The following is a 19,333-nucleotide window of genomic DNA, read 5'->3' on the forward strand; positions in this document are numbered from 1 at the left end:
CAAAAGGCCGGCGACTCCGGAACGTAACCAAAAGGAGGCCCGACAGATGACCGTGCTCATAGTCGGATCAACGGCCCTAACACTCTGGTACGGCAACACGGCCAGGCCGCCAAAGGACGTTGACGTTTTCAGCCCCAAAGACGTAGGCGACACCGACAGATTTTGGGACGACGCATTTAATGTGTGGTTCGCGGGCAAGCCGGAAATGTCCTACGCGACCCCCGACGAGCTAATAACCATCAAAGCGTCACACGCTTATTGGGACCTGCGAAACAACTCGTGGAACAAGCACATGAACGACCTGTTGTTTCTGAAAGAGCGCGGCGCCAAGATTCTCCCCGACCTACACGACATGCTTTATGAGGTCTGGGAACGTCGCTACGGGAAGAAACAAGTCAACCTCACCCAAGAGGCGGACGATTTCTTTAACGACGCCGTGACGCGTGTCTACGATCACGACAGCATTCATGACAGCGTTGCCTATGGGGACCGGCCCCTTTACGAAAGCGTTCTGAAAGACGGGGCGAGCGTACAGATCGACATGGCGAAAGTCCGCGCCCTGCCATTCGAGGATCAGGTACGGCTCTTTCGTGAAGAGATCTACGCGACCGCCCTTGAGCGGCAAGTGATTCCGAGCGGCTACACATGTTCGCGCCGTTTGGCTTACGCGTGGGCACTTCGACGCACCATCACGTCACTGACTAAGGGTTGGTCGTCCCGTTTAATCGTGGCCAACTACGACGTGTTTTTCCGCCCGGACACCGACTATGTAGCGCGACACCTGAGCCGCGCTGATCGACTGATTCCCCTGGAAGGAAAGTAATGACGGACCGGATTAACCTTGAGAACGCCTCGCCCCGCGAGGTTGAGAGCATCCTCCTTGCGCACGCGGAGGAGAGAGAGGGTTGGGAGTCCTGGACCTGGTGGCGCGACGAGGCCGGGGAGAGCCAGGAGGTTACCCGGCTCGGAACGGTCACCGTGGTTGAGTCGATCGGCGGGGGAGAGGGCGACGGGGAATCCACGTCCGTTGCCGTCAAGGTGACTCAGGACGGGGTAACCCGGTACTTCCGAAAGACCGGTTACTACGGCTCTTACGGCGGTTCGGACTGGGACGGCGAGGTTCGTTCGGTGTGGCCGACCACGAAGACGGTCACCGTCTATGAGTGAGTAAGAGCGCCGTGGAAGATGCGCCTAAGGGCATGGCTGAGATGCTCATGCACTACGGGGCCGAATACGTTCCCGAGGGCTACAAATGGGCACCCATGAAATGCCCATTCCACGACGACCGCAGCGCGAGCGCTTCCGTATCAACCGAGCGTGGCGCGTTCAAGTGCCACGCCTGCGAAGCGCACGGAGACACGTTCTCGCTAATCATGTGGAAAGAAGGCTGCAATTTCTCTGGTGCTGTCGAAATCCTCACGGACATTCTTGGAACAGAGCACCCGGCAATATCAGCGCGCAATGCGCGGAAGTCCCGCCGAAGAGTATTTGACGAACCGGGGCCTAGCGCCGGACAGCATTCGATCTTTTCGGCTGGGCTACGTCGCCGATTCGATGCCGGGGCATGAGAAATACCGTGGGCGCATAGCGATTCCCTACCTGTCGCCAGACTTGGCGACTCTGCAAATCAGATTCCGTCGCTTGGGGGACGGTGACGGCGCTAAGTACCTCACCGTTCCCGGCGACATCCCCCGCCCTTACAACACGCGGGTACTGGAGTTGCCCGTAAGCACTATGGCGGTGTGTGAGGGCGAGATAGACGCCATTGCCGCAACACAGGCAGGCGTTCCCGCCATCGGCATTCCAGGGGTCAAAGCCTGGCGCAACGAATGGGCACTACCCCTAGATCAGTACGACGTGCTTTACATCCTGGCCGACAACGACGACAGCGGCCAGGGCGCGGAACTCGGCGAGACGATCGCCCGGCGTTGCAGTAACGCCCGAATCATCCTCATGGATACCGGCCACGACGTGAACAGCTTCGTTCAGGAGCACGGGCCGGAAGCACTACGCCGAAAGGTCGGAATCAATGACGAGTGATCAGCTTGCCGCAGCAGTAGAGAGCGCCGTCAAGGCCGCGAAAGCGCGCGTGATGGGCGTAGGGAAAGACCAGTACGAAACCCCCGACGGCAACCAGGGGTTCGAAAGCATGAGCCTCGCTGAGTTGCTGGACTGGGCAAGCGAGGAAGCAGAGGACTTGATGGTGTACGCGGTCATGTTGCAAATCCGGATTACCCGAGTGAAGCGCATCCTGCGAGAGAGGATCAACGCGTGAGCCTGCTCAACCGGGGGACCACGGTCCTTACGAAGCTGATCCGGGCCGGACTGATCGCCCACGCCATCGGCGTAGCCGACGTGGAAGAACTGCCCGACGAGTACGCGGCCACCGTTGAAGCCGCCGCGCGCATTTGGGAGAACGGCGACGAGTTGGCGTTTAACGCCATGGTCTACGCCCTCCTGTTTCAGGCAAGCATTGACCTTGAGGACGGCGACAATTAAGCGCTACGTGTTCTTTCCTGACACGCAGATTCCGTTCCACAACCCCCGGCAGATTCGAGCCCTTACCGGCTTCATTCACGCGACCAAGCCTGACGGCGTGATTGTCATCGGGGATTGGATGGACTACCCGCAGCCGTCACGGTGGAATCGCGGGACGCGGGGCGAGTTTGAGGGCAGCGTTCAGAAAGATTCCGAGACCGGTAAGCGGCTACTTGGGGAGATCCGCAAGGGGTACGACGGCCCCATTGATTTCCTAGAGGGGAATCACGACGCACGCCCCCGGCTGCACCTCGCCGAGCATGCGCCGTCGCTGGCGGAATCAACCGCGTTCAACATTGAGAACCTGTTGGACTTCGACGCCCACGGAATCACGTTGGCCCCGGCTTGGTATGAGTTCACCGCCGGATGGGTGGCGACTCACGGGCACCTCGGACTGTCCATGTCTCGACAGGCCGGTTACACGGCCCTCAATGGCGCTAGGGCGATCGGTAAGAGCCTGGTGATTGGCCACGTTCACAAGCTTGGAATCGGCGCTTACACGACCGGCTACGCGGGCCGCATGTCGGCCCTGTACGGGGTTGAGGTCGGTCACATGATGGACGTGCGGAAGGCCGGTTACCTCAAGAGGGGTGCGGCCAACTGGCAGGCCGGGTTCGCGTACCTCGACACCGACGGCAAGTCAGCGACACCCACCCTTGTCCCGATGCGGGCCGACGGCGGGTTTGTGGCGGACGGGCGGGCCTGGTGATGAACCTCAACCCCCAAGCGATGACCACGGCGGAATCAGTCGGGCAGCGGGTCTCCCGCGAGTGGCCGATGATCGAGGCCGACGACATCACACAGCATGTGCTGATGAAGGCGTGTACACGCGTCGACGAATACAACGCCCTCGACCCCGCCGCGCTCTATGACGCCATGCGCCGAGAGGCTACGGCCTGGTGTGCGAAGGAACGCGCCTCCTACGTCACCATGTCAGCCCGCTACCTCTACACGCCCGCCGAAGTGCGGGAGCTGCTGGAACTGTGGGCCGACGGTGGGGAATCAACGTGGGCGTTGCCCCCCACGAAAGACGGCTACCTCGCTGCCCCGGACGCGGGCAACATCGTCGTCAACGTGTGGGACCTCAAGACGGCGATCGGGAAGCTTCCCGACACGTGGCGCGGAATCATCATCCGCCGCATCACTGGCGATTCCCTCACCCCCTCCGAGTACCGCACATGGTGCCGGGCGATTGAGCGGCTGACGCTCACGCTGAACCGCGTAGTCAACGCCGCCCCCCTCGACCACGAGGGGCCGGGCGCCCGCAAGGCGATTCCGAACGCGCGGGCCTACGCAATGACGAGTAGCGACAGGGAGGGCTAGACGGTGGACTACGAGATTCCGGAATGGCTGAAAGCCGCGTACGACGCGGCAAGCGAGAAAGCCCACGACGAGGGTTACACGAAGGGGTGGGCCGACGGCCACAAACACGCCCTCACCCGAGTGACGGAAGCAGTCGAGAGGTTGGGGCGTCTGTGAGCTACACCAAGCGGAATCGCCGGAAGATGGCCAGCGAAACGGTTGAGGGGTTCGCGGGGTGTCTCGCCCTGGTCGTCATCGTCGGCGGGGCGTTCGCGTTCCTCACGCTGGCGCTGTCGCTGGCGCTCGCTATCGCCACTTAAGGATTCCGCCTTGCCAGACAAGCGGAACAGCCCCCGGCCGGAATGGGTCGGGGGCTTCCTTGTTCCCGTACTCGCCATGATTGGCGGGGTTCACGGAACAGCCGAAGCACTCGGATTCATCATCGCGTGCATCCGACACATCACTAGCTAGGGAATCACTTGACGAAGTTTGGCCCCACGGGGCAAGCCGTTTATGAGCGCACGTATTCGCGCACGAAGAAGGACGGCACGCGGGAAACGTGGCCTGAGACCGTTACTCGCGTCGTCGCCGGAAACGTCGGCCTGGTCGATTGGGTCGACTGGTCGGAAGCCGACAAGGAAACCGAGACCCTTACCGACCTGATCGGCTCATTCAAGCTACTGCCCGCCGGTAGGCACCTCTGGGCGAGTGGTGTCCAGGGTCGACAGTTCTTGTTCAACTGCTGGGTGTCCGGCTGGTATGAGAACGTCTCGGATCACTTCCGATTCACGCTCATGCGGTTGGCTGAGGGCGGGGGAGTGGGCGCGAACTACAGTTCTCACTACCTCGCCCGGTACGGCCCCATTCGCATCCCTGTAGAGGTCCACATCGTGTGTGACCCGATGCACCAGGACTATGAGGCCATGAGGGCGGCCGGACTGCTCAGCGACGCCTACAGCCCCGACCACACCGGTTCCTACATGGAAGTAGAGGACTCGCGGGAAGGTTGGGGCGACGCACTCGCAGACGTCATTGAAGCGGCGTGGAATCCGGCCGCGCGGGGGGTGCGCGTCTACGACGTGTCGCGGGTTCGCTGCCAGGGTTCCCGCATCAAGTCCTTTGGCGGGACGGCCAGCGGTCCGGCCCCGCTGGCGAAGATGCTCCGCGACGTCGGCGGAATCCTCGCCGAGCTGGCGGACGGCGAACCCGGCCGCCTGGCTTCCCTCAACCCGTTGGCCGCAATGGAGATTGATCACGCCATTGGGGAATGTGTCGTCGCCGGGGGCGTACGCCGTTCCGCCCGCATGAGCATTCTCCGGTGGGATGACCCGTGGATCTCCGAGTTCATCCGATGCAAGGCGGACACGTCATCGCATTGGACCACCAATATCAGCGTTGCCGTTGACGACCTGTTCTTTGAGGCACTGCGGGGCGAGGTTACGCCGGGCTTGCAGGAACATGCGCAGGACGTCCTTAATCAGGTGTCGGAAGGAATGCTCACCAACGGTGAGCCCGGCCTGTGGAACTACTCCCTTAACCAAGTGGGCGAAGTAGATGAGGTAATCGCCAGTAATCCATGTGGCGAGATCGGCCTCACTGGTTTCGGTGAGCCGTGCAACCTTGGACACGTCAACCTCGACGAGTTTGCGCCAAAGGTCGCAGGCGACCCGTTCGACCTACAGGGTGCCATTCAGGCCGCACGAATGATGACGCGGTTCCTGATTCGTGCGACTTACGGAGATGTGACGGACCCGCGTAGCCGGGCAATCCTCGACAGGAACCGGCGGATCGGTGTGGGCCTGATCGGATATCAGGCCGCGTTCGCAAAGCTGGGAATCAAGTTCAGCGACACGCACAATCACCCGTACGTGAAGTATGTGCTCAGGAGTCTTAAGGCCGCCATTCGGGAAGAGGCTCACATCTATTCGTTTGAGCTTCGCATTCCTGAGCCGATCAAGGTAACCACCGTGGCACCCACGGGGACGGTGGCGAAACTCACCGGAACCACCGAGGGAATCCACCCCATTTACGCCCGCTACTTCATTCGGCGAATCAGGTTCAGCACCGTTGATCCGGATCAGGCCCGCATGCTTGAGGACTACCGGGCACAGGGGTACAAGACCGAACCGGACCTGTATGCCGCCAACACAGACGTGGTTGAAATCCCCACCCTCGATCCCCTGGTGGAACAGGTCGTCGCTCTCGGCTACCCGGCCGAAACGGTCGAGTCTGCCGACGAGATCAGCCCGGAAGACATGCTCAGGGTTCAGGCCATGGTTCAGCGGGTCTACACGGACAACGCCGTTTCATTCACGGTCAACATTCCGCCGGACAGTGTGACCCCGGCGGACCTGTCGGCACTGCTGGTCAAGTACCTGCCCCACTTGAAGGGCACGACGCTCATGGTCGACGAGAGCCGGGAACAGGCGCCTTATGAGCGGCTGACGGCGGAACAGTGGGCCGCACTTAACGAGCAAGAGAGCGTGTACACGGTGTCTGACTCGATTGATGAGGAGTGCGCTACCGGGGCCTGTCCTATCAGGTAGCGGACATCGCTTCCGAGTTGCAACAAAGGCCAAAACGGACTAATGTTGCACTCAGAAGGAAAGGGGGCGGCGCCCCCACCAGTCGCCCCCTTTTTCTTTCCCCCATCACGTTAAGGAGCACCGTGGAAGTAACCCCGATTGCGGCAACCCTGCTTTTCCGCTACGAGGCGGAAAAGGCTACCGACTTTAAATGGTCGCCCGACTTTATGGAGAGCGACGCTGATTGTCTCGCGGAGTTCGCCGGTAGGTCCTGCTACCAGTCATGGGACCGGCCGAACCCGGCGACGCGAGCAAACCGCGACTACCTCGGCCACGTGATCGAGAATCAGGATTTCTCAATCTACGAACACGGAACCGTCACGTTCTACGTGACCGGCGTTAGCCGTTCGTTCTCGCACCAGATGATCCGGCACAGGCACGTTAGCCCGTCGCAGCTTTCACAGAGGTACGTCAACGAAGCGAACCGCAGTGAGCCCGTCATCCCGGAAGCCCTCCAGAATGCTCCCGGTACGGAGATCCTTCTCCGCGACTTCTACAACGACGCCATGAACGTTTACGCGCAAATCGTCGAACGTCTCCAGAATGCGGGCCTGACTCGTAAGGAGGCCCGCGACGCGGCAAGAGCGGTTCTGCCCAATTCCCAGGAAACCCGCCTCGTTCTCACCGCGAATCACCGGGCATGGCGGGAGTTCATCGGCAAGCGCAAGCATTACCGGGCTTCCGACGAGATCGCCGAGTTCGCCGGTCACGTTCTTCGCCACCTCAAGAATTTCGCCCCGAACACCTACCAGGACTTCCCCGACGATGAGCCGGACGGAACCGGCATCACGCTTAAGGCCGTCGCATGAACCGGCACCTCGGCGTCGTTTCCGAAAAGGTGACGGCAGAAATTCAGACCAGGACGGCGGGGGAGAAAGTCATCGTGTTCCGCTTCACGAACACGAACGGCCCCACATTCACCTCAACCAGTATCGAAGCGATGCCCCTCGGCAAGCTCTCTGAGCTGATTGATGACCTGGTGGAGATCGAGACAAACGAGATGGGCGGCTAAGCGTGAGAGTCATCGTTACGGGTTCTCGTGACTGGCCGGACCTGATGACCGTGTGTACGGCGCTGGACGCGGCTTACAGGGACGCAGAACGCCGGGGCCTGCTGCCCCTGGAAGTCGTCCACGGCGGGTGCCCCACGGGGGCCGACGCCATGGCCGCAGCATGGGCTTACCTGTCCGCTCAGGACCTTGACCGGGCCGTGGTCGAGCACGTCTACGCGGCTGACTGGGAGACGCACGGCCGGGCGGCCGGACCGATGCGCAATCAGCGCATGGTTAACGCCGGTGCTGATCGGATGATCGCGTTCAACCTGAACAACAGCTCTGGCACGTCGGGAACCATCAAGCTCGCCGAAGACGCGGGCATCCCCTGTCAGGAACACGTGCTTTCCCTGGTCGACGAAAACGCAACTGAGGAAGAGGCCGACAATGCCGCGAATGCTGCGTAACGCTGATGGCGTGAAAGAGTTCATCATTCACGAAGAGGACGATTACATGGTGGACAAGAACGTCTATCCCGACGGGCGTACCGAGTACGGCATTCACCTCTACCCCGGTCACAGCCTCAACTCTCTGGCCAAGGCTACTAAGCACATCCCCACTCGCCGCCGGGCAATCCTGGTGGACGTCCTGAACGGTGAGGGCTACCACGGCATGATTTACCGGCTGGTCTCGTGACCTCTGTTCGCCCCGCGTGGCCCGCGTACTTCCTCGGCATAGCTCAGGCCGTGAGTGCGCGGGCCGACTGCTCTCGGCGCCAGGTGGGCGCCGTCCTGGTCAACCCTCACCACCAGATCATCGGCACCGGGTACAACGGCACGGACGCGCCGAAGATGCCCGGATGCCTAGAGGGTGCCTGCCCGCGAGCGTTCTCTGACGTTCCCCCCGGAAGCCCGTACGGCCCCGGCCCCGGCCGGTGCATCGCCGTGCACGCCGAACACAACGCCCTCAAACACAACGCCCTCAGGTACCCCAGACATAGCCCCCGAGGGGCAACGATGTACGTCACCTCATGGCCCTGTGACGACTGCACAGAGCGCATGCGCGCGGCCGGTGTCGCGCGAGTCGTTTACCCCGGCGGACCTGCAATGCCTCAGGTTGAAGTGCTGCTACGCTGAGGGGTGTGTGGGGTTCCCTTCACCCTTCGGGGTTGGGTTCTTGCTGACACTAAACCCACACCAGAAAGGCCCCGCTTCGGCGGGGCCTTTTCTGTTACCTTCGCTGAGGGCATCCCGACCGAACATGCCAAGCGGCCGGGCGGCCCCCTGTCTGGCTACGGCCAGACCAGAAAGGCCCTGCTTCGGCGGGGCCTTTTCTGTTGGTGCCCTGGACTTTTTTTCGTCACTCTCCGCGCCCGCCGGCCTCAGGCCGCCGCAGGTCAGAGGCTTGCGGAGGTAACCGCGGTTCGTCACGTTGCGTGATGCATGCCTGCCGGTTGTTGTTGCAACTCGGAAGTAGAGGTAGCGTGTACACGTCAGCAGGAACGAAAGCGAAGGAACCCCCATGAAGTCGAAGCTTTTCACCTTCCCGGATATCGCTCCCGGCCTCGACCGCTTTTGGTGGGGAATGCCGTTCCGCATTCACGGCGACATGGCTTCGTGCGAAGCCCCCAACCTGGTCACGTACGACCCCGAGAACCCCCACACCTTCCGGGCGACGACCGGCGAACTCTTCACTACCCCGTATTCCTGCCCGGCCTATGGCCGAATCGTGGTCATGCTTGAAGTGGGTCTCAGGTATTCCAGCGCTAAGGCGGAATCGGATCGCTATTCGACGCGGCAGAGGTACGCGGACCTGGCCGCGTTGCGCTGGCAGGAAGGGATTGCCATTCAGAAATCTTTCCTTGCCAACCCTGTTGCTTGCACCTGTCTTGCCGACGAGAAAGACGCGGCCATGGGCTTTGCGGCGTGCGAGTCCGCAGAGCCTCTTACGGACGACAGGGAAGCCTCGACGCGGGTTCGCATCTATGTGCGGGTCACGGGCACCTCTAAGCATGTCCTTGACCCTGAGAACGTCTCGGCGACGCTTTGCCGTAGGCCGGTTTCGGAGACCTCCTCTTTCAGCTCTGCCCCGTACCTGAGGGGGGACAGTCGGGCAACCTGCCGTAACTGCGACAAGAAAGCGAACGCTCTCGGGATTGTGGAAGCACCCGAGGGAATGAACCGGCACGTGTCCTCACCTGTGACTCTCGCCGAGTTGCGCGCATTCCAGACGGTCACGGTTGAGCAGTCGGCCCCGGAAGCCGTCACTTCCGAGTTGCAGGACGCGTGTACACGCACTATGGTTTCCCTTGTCAGCAGGAACGCAGCGAAGGGAACCGACATGACCGCCACCGCCGAGAACATTCGGGTTTACGTCACCACCGCACACAGCAAGCACAGCAACCACATTGCCCGGCCGGAAGACGCGACTAAGACCCTGTGTGGAAAGGCCGTCACCGGACCGGCTTCCACTGGCGTCGCCGGTGAGGGCGTCTCCCTTCTTCCCGGAACGTGCGGGAACTGTGTCCGCCTGGCCGACCGCCGGGGCCTGGTCGACGCCGAACCCACCCCCGAGGTTGCTCCCGAGGTGAAAGAGGAGATCAAGGCCGACGGCCTCGACGACACCACCCGTGAGACCCGCGAGGAATGGCTGCACCGGGCCGTCGCCCTGCTTCGCCCCCGGTTCGCTGCGATCGGCCACGAGATCCCCGCAAAGCTCTACCTGTCGGTGGGCTACTCCGCACGCGGCGGCGGTTCCGAGAACCGGCGAATCCTCGGCGTCTGCACCAGCCGATCCGCCTCTGACGACAATGTGAACCACATTTTCCTGTCGCCGGAAATGGGCGTTGCGTCGCAGGTCCTTGAAACGCTTGTTCACGAAATCGCTCACGCGATCGACGACTGCCAGAGCGGCCACGCTAAGGGCTTCAAGACCATCGCCGTAGCGATCGGTCTCGCGGGCAAGATGACCGCCACGACGGCCGGGGAAGAACTCGCTGCGGCTCTTGAGGACATCGCTAAGGAACTCGGCCCCTACCCCCACGGACAGCTCACCATCATCCGCCGGAAGCGTAAGGCGAAGGATGAGAGCGCGCCCGAGGGTGACGCCCCCGAGGGGGACGGGGGAGAGGGCGAAGAGGGTGACGGGGAAGACAGCCCTTCGTCTTCCGGCCCGAAAGAGCAGAACAACCGTCACATTCTCGTGAAGTGCGTCACGGATGACTGCAAGTGCGAGGGATACCAGGCCAGGACCACTAAGAAGTGGATCGCCATTGGCCTCCCTTTCTGCCCCGCCGGTAACCGGATGGAACTCCAGTAAGACGAGACAAAGGCCCCCGCTACGGCGGGGGCCGTCTGCTTTCTCTTCCGAGTTGCAATTCCGGCGGATAGCAGATAACGTTCCCTCTGTCAGCAAGAGCACGAACAAAGGGAACGCAATGAACATCACGAGCATCCTGCCCGCCCGCGTCGAGCGCGAAAAGGGTTGGGCCGTGGCCGTCGGCCTCATGGCCGCACTGTCCCCGAATGTGATCGGGCAGTGGAACCTCGCGGTAGCGATTGGCTGGCACCCCTACCTCGCTGCGGCTCTGCCGATCGCCAGTGAGCTTTACGCCATGATGGCGGCCCGCGTCTGGTCGGCCACCCCCGTTCGGTACAAGGCGCAGAGAAAGGCCGCCGCGCGGAACATGACGGCGGGAATCCTCCTGAGCTTCGCTCTCAACGGCCTGGCCGAAGCAGTCGCGTTCGGCGCCCTGGACGTCGCTCTGTGGCTTGTCCTGGTCGTGGCCGCAGTGCCCACGCTCTGTGTCGCGGTCCTGCTGCACATGGCCATGTCGGGCACGATCGAGCAGGAAGAGGCAGAGAGCGTGTACACGCTCCCGGCTGACGAGACGGTTACCGAAGATGCGCCCGAGGTGATCCCGTTCAGCGAGCCCGAGCCCGAGCCTGAGCCGGTTCGGGTGAAGCCGCGTGGCACCGTCCGAGTGAGCCCGGCCAACATCGCTAAGGCGGTCGCGTTCCTCGACCAGCACCCCCGCCCGGCCATGGTCACCGGCACCGACCTGGAGGCGGTTCTCCCGCGCCTGAGTGCCCGTTCTAGGCGGGAAGCACTCGACCAGGCCCGTGCCCTGCGGGCGGCTGAGATGGACGCTCAGGGCGCCACTCAGGACGCGCTAGAGCTGGTTGCCGTCTAACCCCTCGACAGAGACAACAAAGCCCCCGGCCAGTAGGCCGGGGGCTTCGCTGTGGTGGGGCCGTGTACACGCTACCTAGTCGAACTCGCCAAGCCTCACGCCACCGACGAACGCGTTCCACTCGTCGCGGGTGAAGACCAGCGCGGGGCCGGTCTTGTCCTTACTGTCTCGGACGGCCCGACGGCCCCCGGACAGGACGGCAGTCTCCACACAGTTCCCGCCGTCGCTGCCGGACAGGGACGACTTAACCCAACGGGCCTCTGACAACTCCTGGCTTAGGTCCATAGGTTGATCCTCTCCTTGATCATGTTCAACGACTCGCGGCGGGACAGAGCATCCGACCGGATCACGCTGTGCCTGAATGCTAACGCCCGGACGTCGGAGGTTCGCTCGGTTATCCGGTTGCCCGCCGGTTGGCTTTCAACGTAGGCCACGGGGGGCGCCCCGGCGGGGAGTTCAGCGACCGCGAACGCGCCGAGCAAGCCCGCGACGCTGTGAGCCGTGAACGGGAGGACTTGGAGGGAAATGTTCGGCTGGTCGCCGACGTCGAGCAAGTGTTTGAGCTGGGCAGACATTACTTCCGGGCTGCCTATGGGGCGTTGCAAAACCGCCTCATCTACCACGATCCACAACATTGGAGGTTCGTCACGGCGCAGGATTTCCTGTCGCTCCATGCGCGCGTCGACCAGCTCGTCTATGTGCTCCCGCTTGACCTTGAAGTCTCGGCCGATCAGCGCGCGGGCGTACCCCTCGGTCTGGAGTAGGCCAGGCATCACGGCCAGTTCCCAGACATGGAGTTCCGTAGCCTCTTGTTCGAACTCAACCCACGGCCGGAACCACCTCGGGACCTGGGACGCGGCCCGGTCCAGAGTCTCTAGGAGATCGACAAGCGTTGTGCCTGTGCCTAGGGCTTCATCAAGCTTTGCCGCCACCTCTGGCGACGCCGGGCGGGCGCCCGTCTCAATCATGCTGAGTTGGCTTGTGGCCAACGGGATGAGTCTGGCTAGCTGCTTTTGGCTCATCTGGGCCGCGTTGCGAAGTCTGCGGAGTTCCTGGCCGAAGTGATGTCGCGGGGACACTTTGAGGGGAGTCTCAGGGGGGAACGTCATCACGGCCTTTCTGTCTCTGACTTCACACGGTGTTCACACCGATGCTTTCCGACTTCACACTTTTGCGCATCGGTTTCAACGAATCTGTGAAGAGATGTGAACCCGGTTGCGCTACCTACCGTGCGGGTCGTTTGGGACTGTGAGACACAGTCAGACACACACGTTGACCCCCGTCAATGGGGCGTAGAACGCAGGAAGGTGCACCCACGGACGCGGGTGAAGGTGGCCGAATGACAGGCACAGGGAAGCCGTTAGAGATCTCCATTCTGCCGAAACCGGAAGAGGTTTCAGGAGTCCGAGAAAAGGTGCGAACCGCCCTCGGGCCGGAACACCCCACCATCGAGCGCGTAGAGCTGGTGGTGTCCGAACTGGTGACCAACGCTATTCAGCACTCGGCGCGCGGGCCTGTCGGCGACCTGATCGGCGTGAAGGTGCGAGACCAGGCCGACTACGTGTTGGTAGAGGTCACTGATCCGGGGTCACCGGACAGCAAACCGCACGTCGCCGACAACGGCCCTGACGCCGAGCGTGGCCGGGGCCTGCTACTCGTCAACGTCTTGACGGGCGGCTGGTGGGGCGTGCGCGACTACCAGGCCCTAGGGGTCACCGTGTGGGCGAGCATCCCCCACGCGCTTCCCGAGGTGCCCCCACAAGCGTCCGCCTGGCATATGGCGGACACCCCCGGCAGTAGCGGCGGGTAGTCCTCTCTCCCGTCCGGGCGCGCTGGCCGGGCAGCTAACGCGCCTACTGCCGGGGGCCTCAACGCCCCCCACAACGACGAAAAGCCCCCGCCAGACCGTGAGGTCTAGCGGGGGCTTCCTTGCGTCTCAGGGGCGACGCGTATTACTCAGGGTGACAAACCGCGGTGAGCCCGTAGGGCTCTGACCTGCGGCGGCCTGAGGCCGGCGGGCGCGGAGAGTGATCGAACGGGGCTTAGAACTCGGTCCCGCCCTCACCCTCGGCCTGGTCGGTGCGCTCACCCTTCACCAGGTTCATGGCGTACGCCAGCACGGCCGCCAACGCGGCAGCGCCGAACGCCTTACCAACGGTGGCTAGGTCGGTAGAGCCGGAACTGATTACCGCGTCGGCACCGGCCACAAGAGCAACACCAGCGACACCCTGTAGCAGGGTGCGCCAGGAACGCCACGCGGCCTCACGCCGGTTAGCGGACTTCCGATAGTCGTTAGAGTGCACCATTACATTTTCTCCTTCATTTGATGGGTAGTCCCCAACCGGCGAATGCCGTGTTAGGGGTAGTTATTACAATGTCGTCGATCTGCGCCCAGTCGCTACCCGCTACCTGCGTGCCGTCCTTCTCGTACGAGAAAATGACCTGCGAGACGCCAGCGACGTTGTAGACCGGGGATGTGGTCCACCCGATTTCGCCGGATACACCAAGAACCGGCTCAGCGCCGGTTCCCCCTAGGCGCACCATAAAAAAGTCATAGTTAGTTTCGGACGAAACTGAGTATTTGAACTGGAGCGTCAGGGCACCAGCAGGCAGGGTCAGGTAGGCGTAAGAGCTGTTACTGTGCGATGTCGGGGGGCTACGGTAGACCCCGCTCGTGCGCGTCCACGTGCCAGCGAGAGACACGTTCAATGTGGCGTCGGCGAAATCCTCAATGATTGTTGGCATTGGTTATCCCGCCACAACTTGAACGGTGAGATTCGCCCCCGAAATGGTGCTACCAACCTGGTCAACGTCAACCGTCAGGTATTCGCCGTCGGCCCAAGCCGTGACCGCCATACCCGTTGACTTTGCCGTGTTCGTAGAAACCGTAATCGTTGGCCTGGTCGATTGGGTCGTGAAAATGGTGGTGCCGTTCTTGTGAACGTCCACAATCAGTGCCGCCCCAGTAGGGGCCGTACCGACCGTTGCCCGAACAGACGAAATGACTAGCGTGCGGCCCGTGTCGTTGTAGAAGCGGAACGTCCCCGCGCCCGTAGTGACGTTGCCGGTAATCGAGTAGACAGGGGTCACACTGCCCGCATGGGTATGCGACAGAGGCGCATAAGCAGCGTCATGGTTATGAGACGTCAGAGCATAAGAGCCAACCGGCTGATAAACCCCGGCGTGATCGTGACCAATGGCGGCATAGGCCGCGCCCCCCTCGGCGGGGGTTAGATACTGGGGGTGGGGGTCAACAGCTGCAACGTGTTCGCCGAGTATGAAATCCGCGTAACCGTTGACATCGGCTATCTTGCCATCGGTGTAAGCGGTGGCCTGGCCGTGCCAGTAATCCGTGTACCCCTGAGCATCAATAAGCCTGCCATCGGCCCATTCCTTGGCATTCGTCTCGGCGACGTCGGCTTTAGCCTGCGCTCCCACCGGAGTTTCGTAGGCCGCGTTCCCCTCGGCCGCAGTCAGGTATTGCGGGTGAGGGTTGGCCGCCGCCTCATGGGCGGTTACGTCGGCGTCACTGCCTGCCGGACCCTGCGGCCCCTGCTCACCGGCCGGACCGGTCGCGCCCGCCGGACCCTGCGGGCCGGGCTCTCCCTGAGCCCCTTGCGGTCCCTGCGGCCCCTCGGCGCCGTCGGCCCCGGCCGCGCCGGGCGTGCCGGTGTCACCCTTCGGCCCCTGCGGGCCGGGCTCACCGGCCGGACCCTGCGGGCCGGGCTCTCCCTGCGGGCCGGGCGGTCCCTCGGGGCCGGGGATACCGGTGCTCTCTCCGGGGTCTCCCTTGTCTCCCTTCGGCCCCTCAGGACCGACAGGGCCTGTCGGTCCGGCCGGTCCGATAGAACCGGTCGGGCCTAGGTCACCCTTCGCACCAGGCGCACCCGCAGGGCCAACCGGACCGGCGGGGCCGACAGGCCCCGTGTCGCCCTTTGGGCCGGGGATGAGCGTGCCCCCCAGGACGTAGCCGACCTCGACCGTTTCGACGGACGACTCATCAATGGTTACTGAGCCGTCGGCCTGCTCTACAACGATGCTCTCTGCCGTGATCTCCACGACGTCGGGACTAAACACCCGTGGTCACCTCGGGGGAGACGGTCACGGATCCCTGTAGCAGGCGAGTTACGACCCCGGCGGGGGAGACCAGCTCTAGGTCATAGACACCTGATCGCCACTCCCACGCCGAGGTGACGTCAGCGGGGATGTGAATGCCGATCGCTCCGAGGTTGTCGGCCCCGCCGACGGACAGCGTTCCGTCAGCCGTCGACAGTCGATACAGCAGCACACCGCCGGGGCGGTCCCTGATTTCCATGCGGGCCGTGAAGCCCGTCAGGTCGACGGGGATGCCCTGCTTAAGCCAGCGAAGCGCACGGTCAACCGTGGTGCCCTGGTCGATCGTGAGCCGGTACGTTCCTGCCAAGGGAAGTGAACCTCTCTTGAGTTGTCATGTTGTAAGCCGCGGGGGCCGCCGGCCTTTACGGCGTGGAAGAACCCGCAGGTCAAGACCAGGTTTCAGCCCACGTTTTCGGGCCAACCTGTCCGTCTTGGGCGAGCTTCCGGGCGCGCTGAAAGCGTGTACACGCATCCTTGGACGCGGGGCCGTAGACCCCATCAATCACCAGCCGGTAGCCCCGGCTGAACATTTGTCGCTGCCAGGTGCGTACGTCTTCGCCCCGCATGAGTGACGCCGGGCGAAGCTTCAAGACGCGGCCGGGGAACCTCGGCGCGCGGGAGCTGGCCGACGCGGGCGGCTTAGCGTGCTTGCCGACGGTCCGGTAAGCCGGATGCCCGTACCCGTGAATACGGGTAGACCAGCGAAGAACCTGCTTCTCATACACGCCATCACCATTGTGGTAGGCGCCCTCTAGGGAACCCCCGGTGTTGCCGCCAATCGTGGTGATGTAGACAGCGCCAACCTTGGACACGATCTCTACGTGAGTGCCACCGTTGGCACCGTAGTAAACGATGCTGCCGACCTTCGGCGTTTTGTTGTACTGGCCACGCTCTTTAAACCAGGCGACACCGGCGAGGCAGGAAGCCGTCTTAGGGATGAGATCGGAAGCCTTGGCTTTCATGGCAACCCATGAGATGAACGTTGCGCACCATGGCTGATTCTGTGACCACTCCAGGCCGGGAACGGCCGGGGAATACTTTTGATGGTTCGTACCGGATTCCCGGTAGCCGATCTCGCCGCGCGCAATCTTGATCACGGCGTTAGCCGTAGACACTCCTGCCCCCCTCCTAAGGGATGAACCGGGCCACGATTGAGCCGACCGCTAGAACGATCGAAATGGGGAGTGCATACATCCAACGCTCGATGACCCGTAGCCGCTTTTCGTGATCCTCGTCGGTCTTACGTGATTCCTGTAGTTCCTGCGTGAGCTTCCCCACGCCTTCCACGAGGCGCCTTAGTTCGTCGTACATATCTTTGAAGGAAACGACTACGCCCGTAGGTTCGTCGGCCATTGGGTTAGCTCTCCGTAGAAGTGGACACCCCGCCGGGGGTGACTAGATAAACACCCGTAATGATGATTCGTTCATTGGGGCCGATGTACGTCTCATAGGTCGAGATGACCCCGGCTGTACTAATCGAGACGGCACCGGCCTTAGTCACGGTGGCCCTGTCCGAACTGAATACATAGGCGGGTAGAAGCGTCTGCGCAAGGGGCCTGTGCCCGGTAGGAATGGTTCCGACTACTTCGCTGAGCGTTGCGCCCGCCGACGAGTGACGCACATAGTGAAGACTCAGCGAAGCCATACCGGCCCGCGCACTGTGCGACGCGAAAACCAGGGTATAGCCGGAAGCGGGGGAGAACGAAAAGTTGGACGCTGAGAAACTGTGCTTGTGACCTTTGGGCGAATACCTGAGGTCACCGCGTTCAGCATTCATATACAGCGGGTGCGCGTCGGGGTTAGCGATATGGGCGTCAAGAGCAGGCCCCCCGTTGTCCACTTTCCCCTCAACGAATGCCAGGTGTGCAGCGCTCGCAATCGCGTCGGTGGCCCCGCCCGCTTTCACCAGGCCCCACGTGTCAGAGGTGGGCCGGTAGGCGATCGAACCGGCCGGAAGCGTCGACAGGTTCTCAGAGACTTGGATACGTCGCCCGTTGAACGGGCGGGTATCAACGACGTCGCCCGTGGTGACCGTGTTCGCCCCGGAACGAACGGTGAACGTCGCCAGTGAAACCTCAGGGGTATTCCACGACACGTCGACACTGGGGGCGACAGGCGACACCGCAGGAATTCCGGCCTTTACTGCCAGGCCGACGGTGTTGGACGTTCGATCGAGGCGCAAAACCACACGATCAACGCGGGGGTTGGCATTCGTGTTCTCGGCGAAGGAAAGGCTTTTGACTTCGTCTAGGTGGTAGTGGAACCCCTCGACATAGGCGTGCCCCGGCTGCACCAGCAGCGTGAGAGGAACAACCTGTGACGACACCTTAAGAGCGGTGGCGCTAGGGCCGACGGCCTCAACCCCGTTGTCTTGCCAGGGGCGAGCCATATGCGACCACTGATCTTCATTGATCGTCGACCCCGACCCGCCGTCGAACGGGTAACTGTACTCAGGCATTCAACCCCCTAACCAATCCTGTGAAGAGATAGTGCCGCGTCTGAAATAGTCACGCCCCCGGCCGTACCACCGATCCGCGCAATGCGCGCATAGGTTCCCTGTGCCGTGTTAAACGGAATACGCATGATGCCCGTAACCTCGGCGTAAAGAGCGTTCGTTCCGCTAGCCGTAACGCTTTGCGTGAACGTGTTAGCGGTGCCCCCGTATACCTGAACCTGGTAGGTGCCCCCGGAAACCGGGGCAGGAAGCTTGCAAGTAAACGTTGCCTGCCAGAACGATTCTGCGGCTATGGTGCCCGGCGGCATACGCGTATACGTGGTGTTGAAACTGCTAGTCCAAGTGCCCGACCCGGCGGGCACAATGTCATAGTCAGCCGTGATGAAGTTGACTTCATAGAACGTTGCCGACGCCGCCAAGTCAACCGACTGGTCGCCGGAATACCTTCGGCGAACAAGCGCAGGCGCGTAAGAAATAGCCTGCCAGGCCGCACCAGTCCAGACGAGTTGCCGGTAAGTGTTCGTCTCGTAAATCAACTGTCCGGCGGTAGGGGAAGGGGGCCTAGTCGTTGAGGTACAAATGGTGACCCCGCCGGGGCCTGGAGTGCCACCCCCGCCGGAACCCAGAGCCGTAGCGCCACCGGACCCCACGCCGTAAAACGTATCCTCGCTAGGCCGGTAGGCGATCGAACCGAGAGGAAGCGTGCCCGGCTCATCCGTCATCCGGACACGCTTGCCGACAAACTCGCGGACATCCGCAATGGCGCCCGCACCCGTCGGAACGGTGTTGCTTCCGGCCGCTACCGTGACGCGCGCTAGTGGAATCTCTGTCGAATCAAACGACCGATCGACCGTAGGCGGGACAGGAGTCGACGCGGGAATGCCCGTCTTGAGGTAAGCGCGTACGGCATTCGTGGCCTTGTCGAGACGGACCACAACCAAGTCAATGCGCGCATACGAGGGGTCAACGTTCGTCGGAACCGTCAGGGAAAGGGGCGACTCATTGACGTAGTGGAAGCCTCTGACGGTGGCCTGCCCCGGCTGTACGTAAATCTCGCCCGGCGTGCCGAGAGTTGTTACCGTGAGAGCCGTATCCGCAGGGGTGTCAGCAACAACCCCGCTGTCTTGCCAGTTTTGGGCGAGCATCGACCAATC

General features: G+C 62.4%; 27 protein-coding genes and 1 pseudogene. 19 read left to right on the forward strand and 9 right to left on the reverse strand.

The window, feature by feature from the left end; all coding sequences use genetic code 11:
- Positions 1–46: 46 nt before the first annotated feature.
- The 18 genes and pseudogenes from ACTOQ1_RS11650 (at position 47) to ACTOQ1_RS11735 (ending at position 11,608) form a co-directional block, all read left to right on the forward strand.
- On the forward strand, positions 47–823 hold the full coding sequence (locus ACTOQ1_RS11650; RefSeq protein WP_440066390.1) for a DUF7275 domain-containing protein: 777 nt from the start codon (positions 47–49) through the stop codon (positions 821–823).
- Complete coding sequence (locus tag ACTOQ1_RS11655; RefSeq protein ID WP_440066391.1) at positions 823–1,167, forward strand: hypothetical protein; 345 nt, start codon at positions 823–825, stop codon at positions 1,165–1,167. The genes ACTOQ1_RS11650 and ACTOQ1_RS11655 overlap by 1 nt, the downstream gene beginning before the upstream one ends.
- 95 nt (positions 1,168–1,262) lie before the next feature.
- Positions 1,263–1,382 (forward strand): annotated as a pseudogene (locus ACTOQ1_RS11660) (CHC2 zinc finger domain-containing protein); the annotation flags it as partial.
- A gap of 19 nt (positions 1,383–1,401) precedes the next feature.
- The gene (locus ACTOQ1_RS11665) at positions 1,402–2,040 is read left to right on the forward strand and encodes a toprim domain-containing protein (RefSeq protein ID WP_440066393.1); all 639 of its coding nucleotides are present in this window, start codon (positions 1,402–1,404) and stop codon (positions 2,038–2,040) included.
- Positions 2,030–2,275: a hypothetical protein gene (locus tag ACTOQ1_RS11670; RefSeq protein ID WP_440066395.1), complete on the forward strand. Its 246-nt coding sequence runs from the start codon at positions 2,030–2,032 to the stop codon at positions 2,273–2,275. Before ACTOQ1_RS11665 ends, ACTOQ1_RS11670 begins: the two co-directional genes overlap by 11 nt.
- Positions 2,272–2,499 carry a hypothetical protein gene (locus ACTOQ1_RS11675; protein ID WP_440066396.1) on the forward strand — a complete coding sequence of 76 codons (228 nt, stop codon included), beginning with the start codon at positions 2,272–2,274 and terminating at the stop codon, positions 2,497–2,499. Before ACTOQ1_RS11670 ends, ACTOQ1_RS11675 begins: the two co-directional genes overlap by 4 nt.
- Positions 2,500–2,506: 7 nt before the next feature.
- Positions 2,507–3,247 carry a hypothetical protein gene (locus ACTOQ1_RS11680; RefSeq protein ID WP_440066398.1) on the forward strand — a complete coding sequence of 247 codons (741 nt, stop codon included), beginning with the start codon at positions 2,507–2,509 and terminating at the stop codon, positions 3,245–3,247.
- A complete protein-coding gene (locus tag ACTOQ1_RS11685; protein ID WP_440066400.1) occupies positions 3,244–3,861 on the forward strand; it encodes a hypothetical protein in 618 nt (205 codons plus the stop codon). The genes ACTOQ1_RS11680 and ACTOQ1_RS11685 overlap by 4 nt, the downstream gene beginning before the upstream one ends.
- Before the next feature lie 3 nt (positions 3,862–3,864).
- Positions 3,865–4,017 (forward strand): hypothetical protein, encoded by a 153-nt coding sequence (locus tag ACTOQ1_RS11690; protein ID WP_440066402.1) that lies wholly within the window; start codon positions 3,865–3,867, stop codon positions 4,015–4,017.
- Positions 4,014–4,160: a hypothetical protein gene (locus ACTOQ1_RS11695; RefSeq protein ID WP_440066404.1), complete on the forward strand. Its 147-nt coding sequence runs from the start codon at positions 4,014–4,016 to the stop codon at positions 4,158–4,160. Before ACTOQ1_RS11690 ends, ACTOQ1_RS11695 begins: the two co-directional genes overlap by 4 nt.
- Positions 4,161–4,319: 159 nt before the next feature.
- Positions 4,320–6,386, forward strand: a complete 2,067-nt coding sequence (gene nrdJ, locus ACTOQ1_RS11700) for a ribonucleoside-triphosphate reductase, adenosylcobalamin-dependent (protein WP_440066406.1) — start codon at positions 4,320–4,322, stop codon at positions 6,384–6,386.
- Between the two features lie 122 nt (positions 6,387–6,508).
- Positions 6,509–7,234, forward strand: coding sequence for an FAD-dependent thymidylate synthase (thyX, locus tag ACTOQ1_RS11705; RefSeq protein ID WP_440066408.1), 726 nt, complete (start codon positions 6,509–6,511; stop codon positions 7,232–7,234).
- Complete coding sequence (locus ACTOQ1_RS11710; protein ID WP_440066410.1) at positions 7,231–7,437, forward strand: hypothetical protein; 207 nt, start codon at positions 7,231–7,233, stop codon at positions 7,435–7,437. Before thyX ends, ACTOQ1_RS11710 begins: the two co-directional genes overlap by 4 nt.
- A gap of 2 nt (positions 7,438–7,439) precedes the next feature.
- A complete protein-coding gene (locus ACTOQ1_RS11715; RefSeq protein WP_440066411.1) occupies positions 7,440–7,883 on the forward strand; it encodes an SLOG family protein in 444 nt (147 codons plus the stop codon).
- Positions 7,873–8,112 (forward strand): hypothetical protein, encoded by a 240-nt coding sequence (locus tag ACTOQ1_RS11720; RefSeq protein ID WP_440066412.1) that lies wholly within the window; start codon positions 7,873–7,875, stop codon positions 8,110–8,112. The genes ACTOQ1_RS11715 and ACTOQ1_RS11720 overlap by 11 nt, the downstream gene beginning before the upstream one ends.
- Positions 8,109–8,552 (forward strand): deoxycytidylate deaminase, encoded by a 444-nt coding sequence (locus tag ACTOQ1_RS11725; protein WP_440066413.1) that lies wholly within the window; start codon positions 8,109–8,111, stop codon positions 8,550–8,552. Before ACTOQ1_RS11720 ends, ACTOQ1_RS11725 begins: the two co-directional genes overlap by 4 nt.
- A gap of 385 nt (positions 8,553–8,937) precedes the next feature.
- Positions 8,938–10,734: a hypothetical protein gene (locus tag ACTOQ1_RS11730; protein ID WP_440066415.1), complete on the forward strand. Its 1,797-nt coding sequence runs from the start codon at positions 8,938–8,940 to the stop codon at positions 10,732–10,734.
- Positions 10,735–10,852: 118 nt separating this feature from the next.
- Entirely contained in the window at positions 10,853–11,608 is a 756-nt protein-coding gene (locus tag ACTOQ1_RS11735) for a hypothetical protein (protein WP_440066417.1), read from the forward strand.
- A 75-nt stretch (positions 11,609–11,683) separates the two neighbouring features.
- Here the strand turns inward: ACTOQ1_RS11735 and ACTOQ1_RS11740 are convergent, their stop codons facing one another.
- Entirely contained in the window at positions 11,684–11,893 is a 210-nt protein-coding gene (locus tag ACTOQ1_RS11740; RefSeq protein WP_440066419.1) for a DUF397 domain-containing protein, read from the reverse strand.
- Complete coding sequence (locus ACTOQ1_RS11745; RefSeq protein WP_440066421.1) at positions 11,884–12,717, reverse strand: helix-turn-helix domain-containing protein; 834 nt, start codon at positions 12,715–12,717, stop codon at positions 11,884–11,886. The genes ACTOQ1_RS11740 and ACTOQ1_RS11745 overlap by 10 nt, the downstream gene beginning before the upstream one ends.
- A gap of 230 nt (positions 12,718–12,947) precedes the next feature.
- Here ACTOQ1_RS11745 and ACTOQ1_RS11750 point away from each other — a divergent pair, with 230 nt between their 5' ends.
- The gene (locus ACTOQ1_RS11750; RefSeq protein ID WP_440066423.1) at positions 12,948–13,418 is read left to right on the forward strand and encodes an ATP-binding protein; all 471 of its coding nucleotides are present in this window, start codon (positions 12,948–12,950) and stop codon (positions 13,416–13,418) included.
- A 232-nt stretch (positions 13,419–13,650) separates the two neighbouring features.
- Here ACTOQ1_RS11750 and ACTOQ1_RS11755 read toward each other — a convergent pair whose 3' ends face one another.
- The 7 genes from ACTOQ1_RS11755 to ACTOQ1_RS11785 form a co-directional block, all read right to left on the reverse strand.
- Positions 13,651–13,914, reverse strand: a complete 264-nt coding sequence (locus tag ACTOQ1_RS11755) for a hypothetical protein (RefSeq protein ID WP_440066425.1) — start codon at positions 13,912–13,914, stop codon at positions 13,651–13,653.
- Between the two features lie 13 nt (positions 13,915–13,927).
- The gene (locus ACTOQ1_RS11760) at positions 13,928–14,353 is read right to left on the reverse strand and encodes a hypothetical protein (RefSeq protein WP_440066426.1); all 426 of its coding nucleotides are present in this window, start codon (positions 14,351–14,353) and stop codon (positions 13,928–13,930) included.
- A gap of 3 nt (positions 14,354–14,356) precedes the next feature.
- Entirely contained in the window at positions 14,357–15,046 is a 690-nt protein-coding gene (locus ACTOQ1_RS11765) for a hypothetical protein (protein WP_440066428.1), read from the reverse strand.
- A gap of 631 nt (positions 15,047–15,677) precedes the next feature.
- On the reverse strand, positions 15,678–16,031 hold the full coding sequence (locus ACTOQ1_RS11770; RefSeq protein WP_440066430.1) for a hypothetical protein: 354 nt from the start codon (positions 16,029–16,031) through the stop codon (positions 15,678–15,680).
- 79 nt (positions 16,032–16,110) lie between these two features.
- On the reverse strand, positions 16,111–16,821 hold the full coding sequence (locus tag ACTOQ1_RS11775) for a C40 family peptidase (protein ID WP_440066431.1): 711 nt from the start codon (positions 16,819–16,821) through the stop codon (positions 16,111–16,113).
- Between the two features lie 260 nt (positions 16,822–17,081).
- The gene (locus ACTOQ1_RS11780; protein WP_440066433.1) at positions 17,082–18,182 is read right to left on the reverse strand and encodes a hypothetical protein; all 1,101 of its coding nucleotides are present in this window, start codon (positions 18,180–18,182) and stop codon (positions 17,082–17,084) included.
- Between the two features lie 8 nt (positions 18,183–18,190).
- On the reverse strand, positions 18,191–19,324 hold the full coding sequence (locus ACTOQ1_RS11785) for a hypothetical protein (RefSeq protein WP_440066435.1): 1,134 nt from the start codon (positions 19,322–19,324) through the stop codon (positions 18,191–18,193).
- Between the last annotated feature and the right edge of the window lie 9 nt (positions 19,325–19,333).

Source organism: Streptosporangium sp. OZ121, from assembly GCF_051918885.1.
GTDB lineage: Bacteria > Actinomycetota > Actinomycetes > Streptosporangiales > Streptosporangiaceae > Streptosporangium.

Bases quoted from the DNA above. Each gene is read 5' to 3' on its own strand.
- ACTOQ1_RS11780 (WP_440066433.1), bottom strand. From the start codon at position 18,182: ATGCCTGAGTACAGTTACCCGTTCGACGGCGGGTCGGGGTCGACGATC.
- ACTOQ1_RS11760 (WP_440066426.1), bottom strand. From the start codon at position 14,353: ATGCCAACAATCATTGAGGATTTCGCCGACGCCACATTGAACGTGTCT.
- ACTOQ1_RS11710 (WP_440066410.1), top strand. From the start codon at position 7,231: ATGAACCGGCACCTCGGCGTCGTTTCCGAAAAGGTGACGGCAGAAATT.
- ACTOQ1_RS11740 (WP_440066419.1), bottom strand. From the start codon at position 11,893: ATGGACCTAAGCCAGGAGTTGTCAGAGGCCCGTTGGGTTAAGTCGTCC.
- ACTOQ1_RS11755 (WP_440066425.1), bottom strand. From the start codon at position 13,914: ATGGTGCACTCTAACGACTATCGGAAGTCCGCTAACCGGCGTGAGGCC.
- ACTOQ1_RS11655 (WP_440066391.1), top strand. From the start codon at position 823: ATGACGGACCGGATTAACCTTGAGAACGCCTCGCCCCGCGAGGTTGAG.
- ACTOQ1_RS11670 (WP_440066395.1), top strand. From the start codon at position 2,030: ATGACGAGTGATCAGCTTGCCGCAGCAGTAGAGAGCGCCGTCAAGGCC.
- ACTOQ1_RS11730 (WP_440066415.1), top strand. From the start codon at position 8,938: ATGAAGTCGAAGCTTTTCACCTTCCCGGATATCGCTCCCGGCCTCGAC.
- ACTOQ1_RS11745 (WP_440066421.1), bottom strand. From the start codon at position 12,717: ATGACGTTCCCCCCTGAGACTCCCCTCAAAGTGTCCCCGCGACATCAC.
- ACTOQ1_RS11785 (WP_440066435.1), bottom strand. From the start codon at position 19,324: ATGCTCGCCCAAAACTGGCAAGACAGCGGGGTTGTTGCTGACACCCCT.
- ACTOQ1_RS11750 (WP_440066423.1), top strand. From the start codon at position 12,948: ATGACAGGCACAGGGAAGCCGTTAGAGATCTCCATTCTGCCGAAACCG.
- ACTOQ1_RS11735 (WP_440066417.1), top strand. From the start codon at position 10,853: ATGAACATCACGAGCATCCTGCCCGCCCGCGTCGAGCGCGAAAAGGGT.
- ACTOQ1_RS11650 (WP_440066390.1), top strand. From the start codon at position 47: ATGACCGTGCTCATAGTCGGATCAACGGCCCTAACACTCTGGTACGGC.
- ACTOQ1_RS11720 (WP_440066412.1), top strand. From the start codon at position 7,873: ATGCTGCGTAACGCTGATGGCGTGAAAGAGTTCATCATTCACGAAGAG.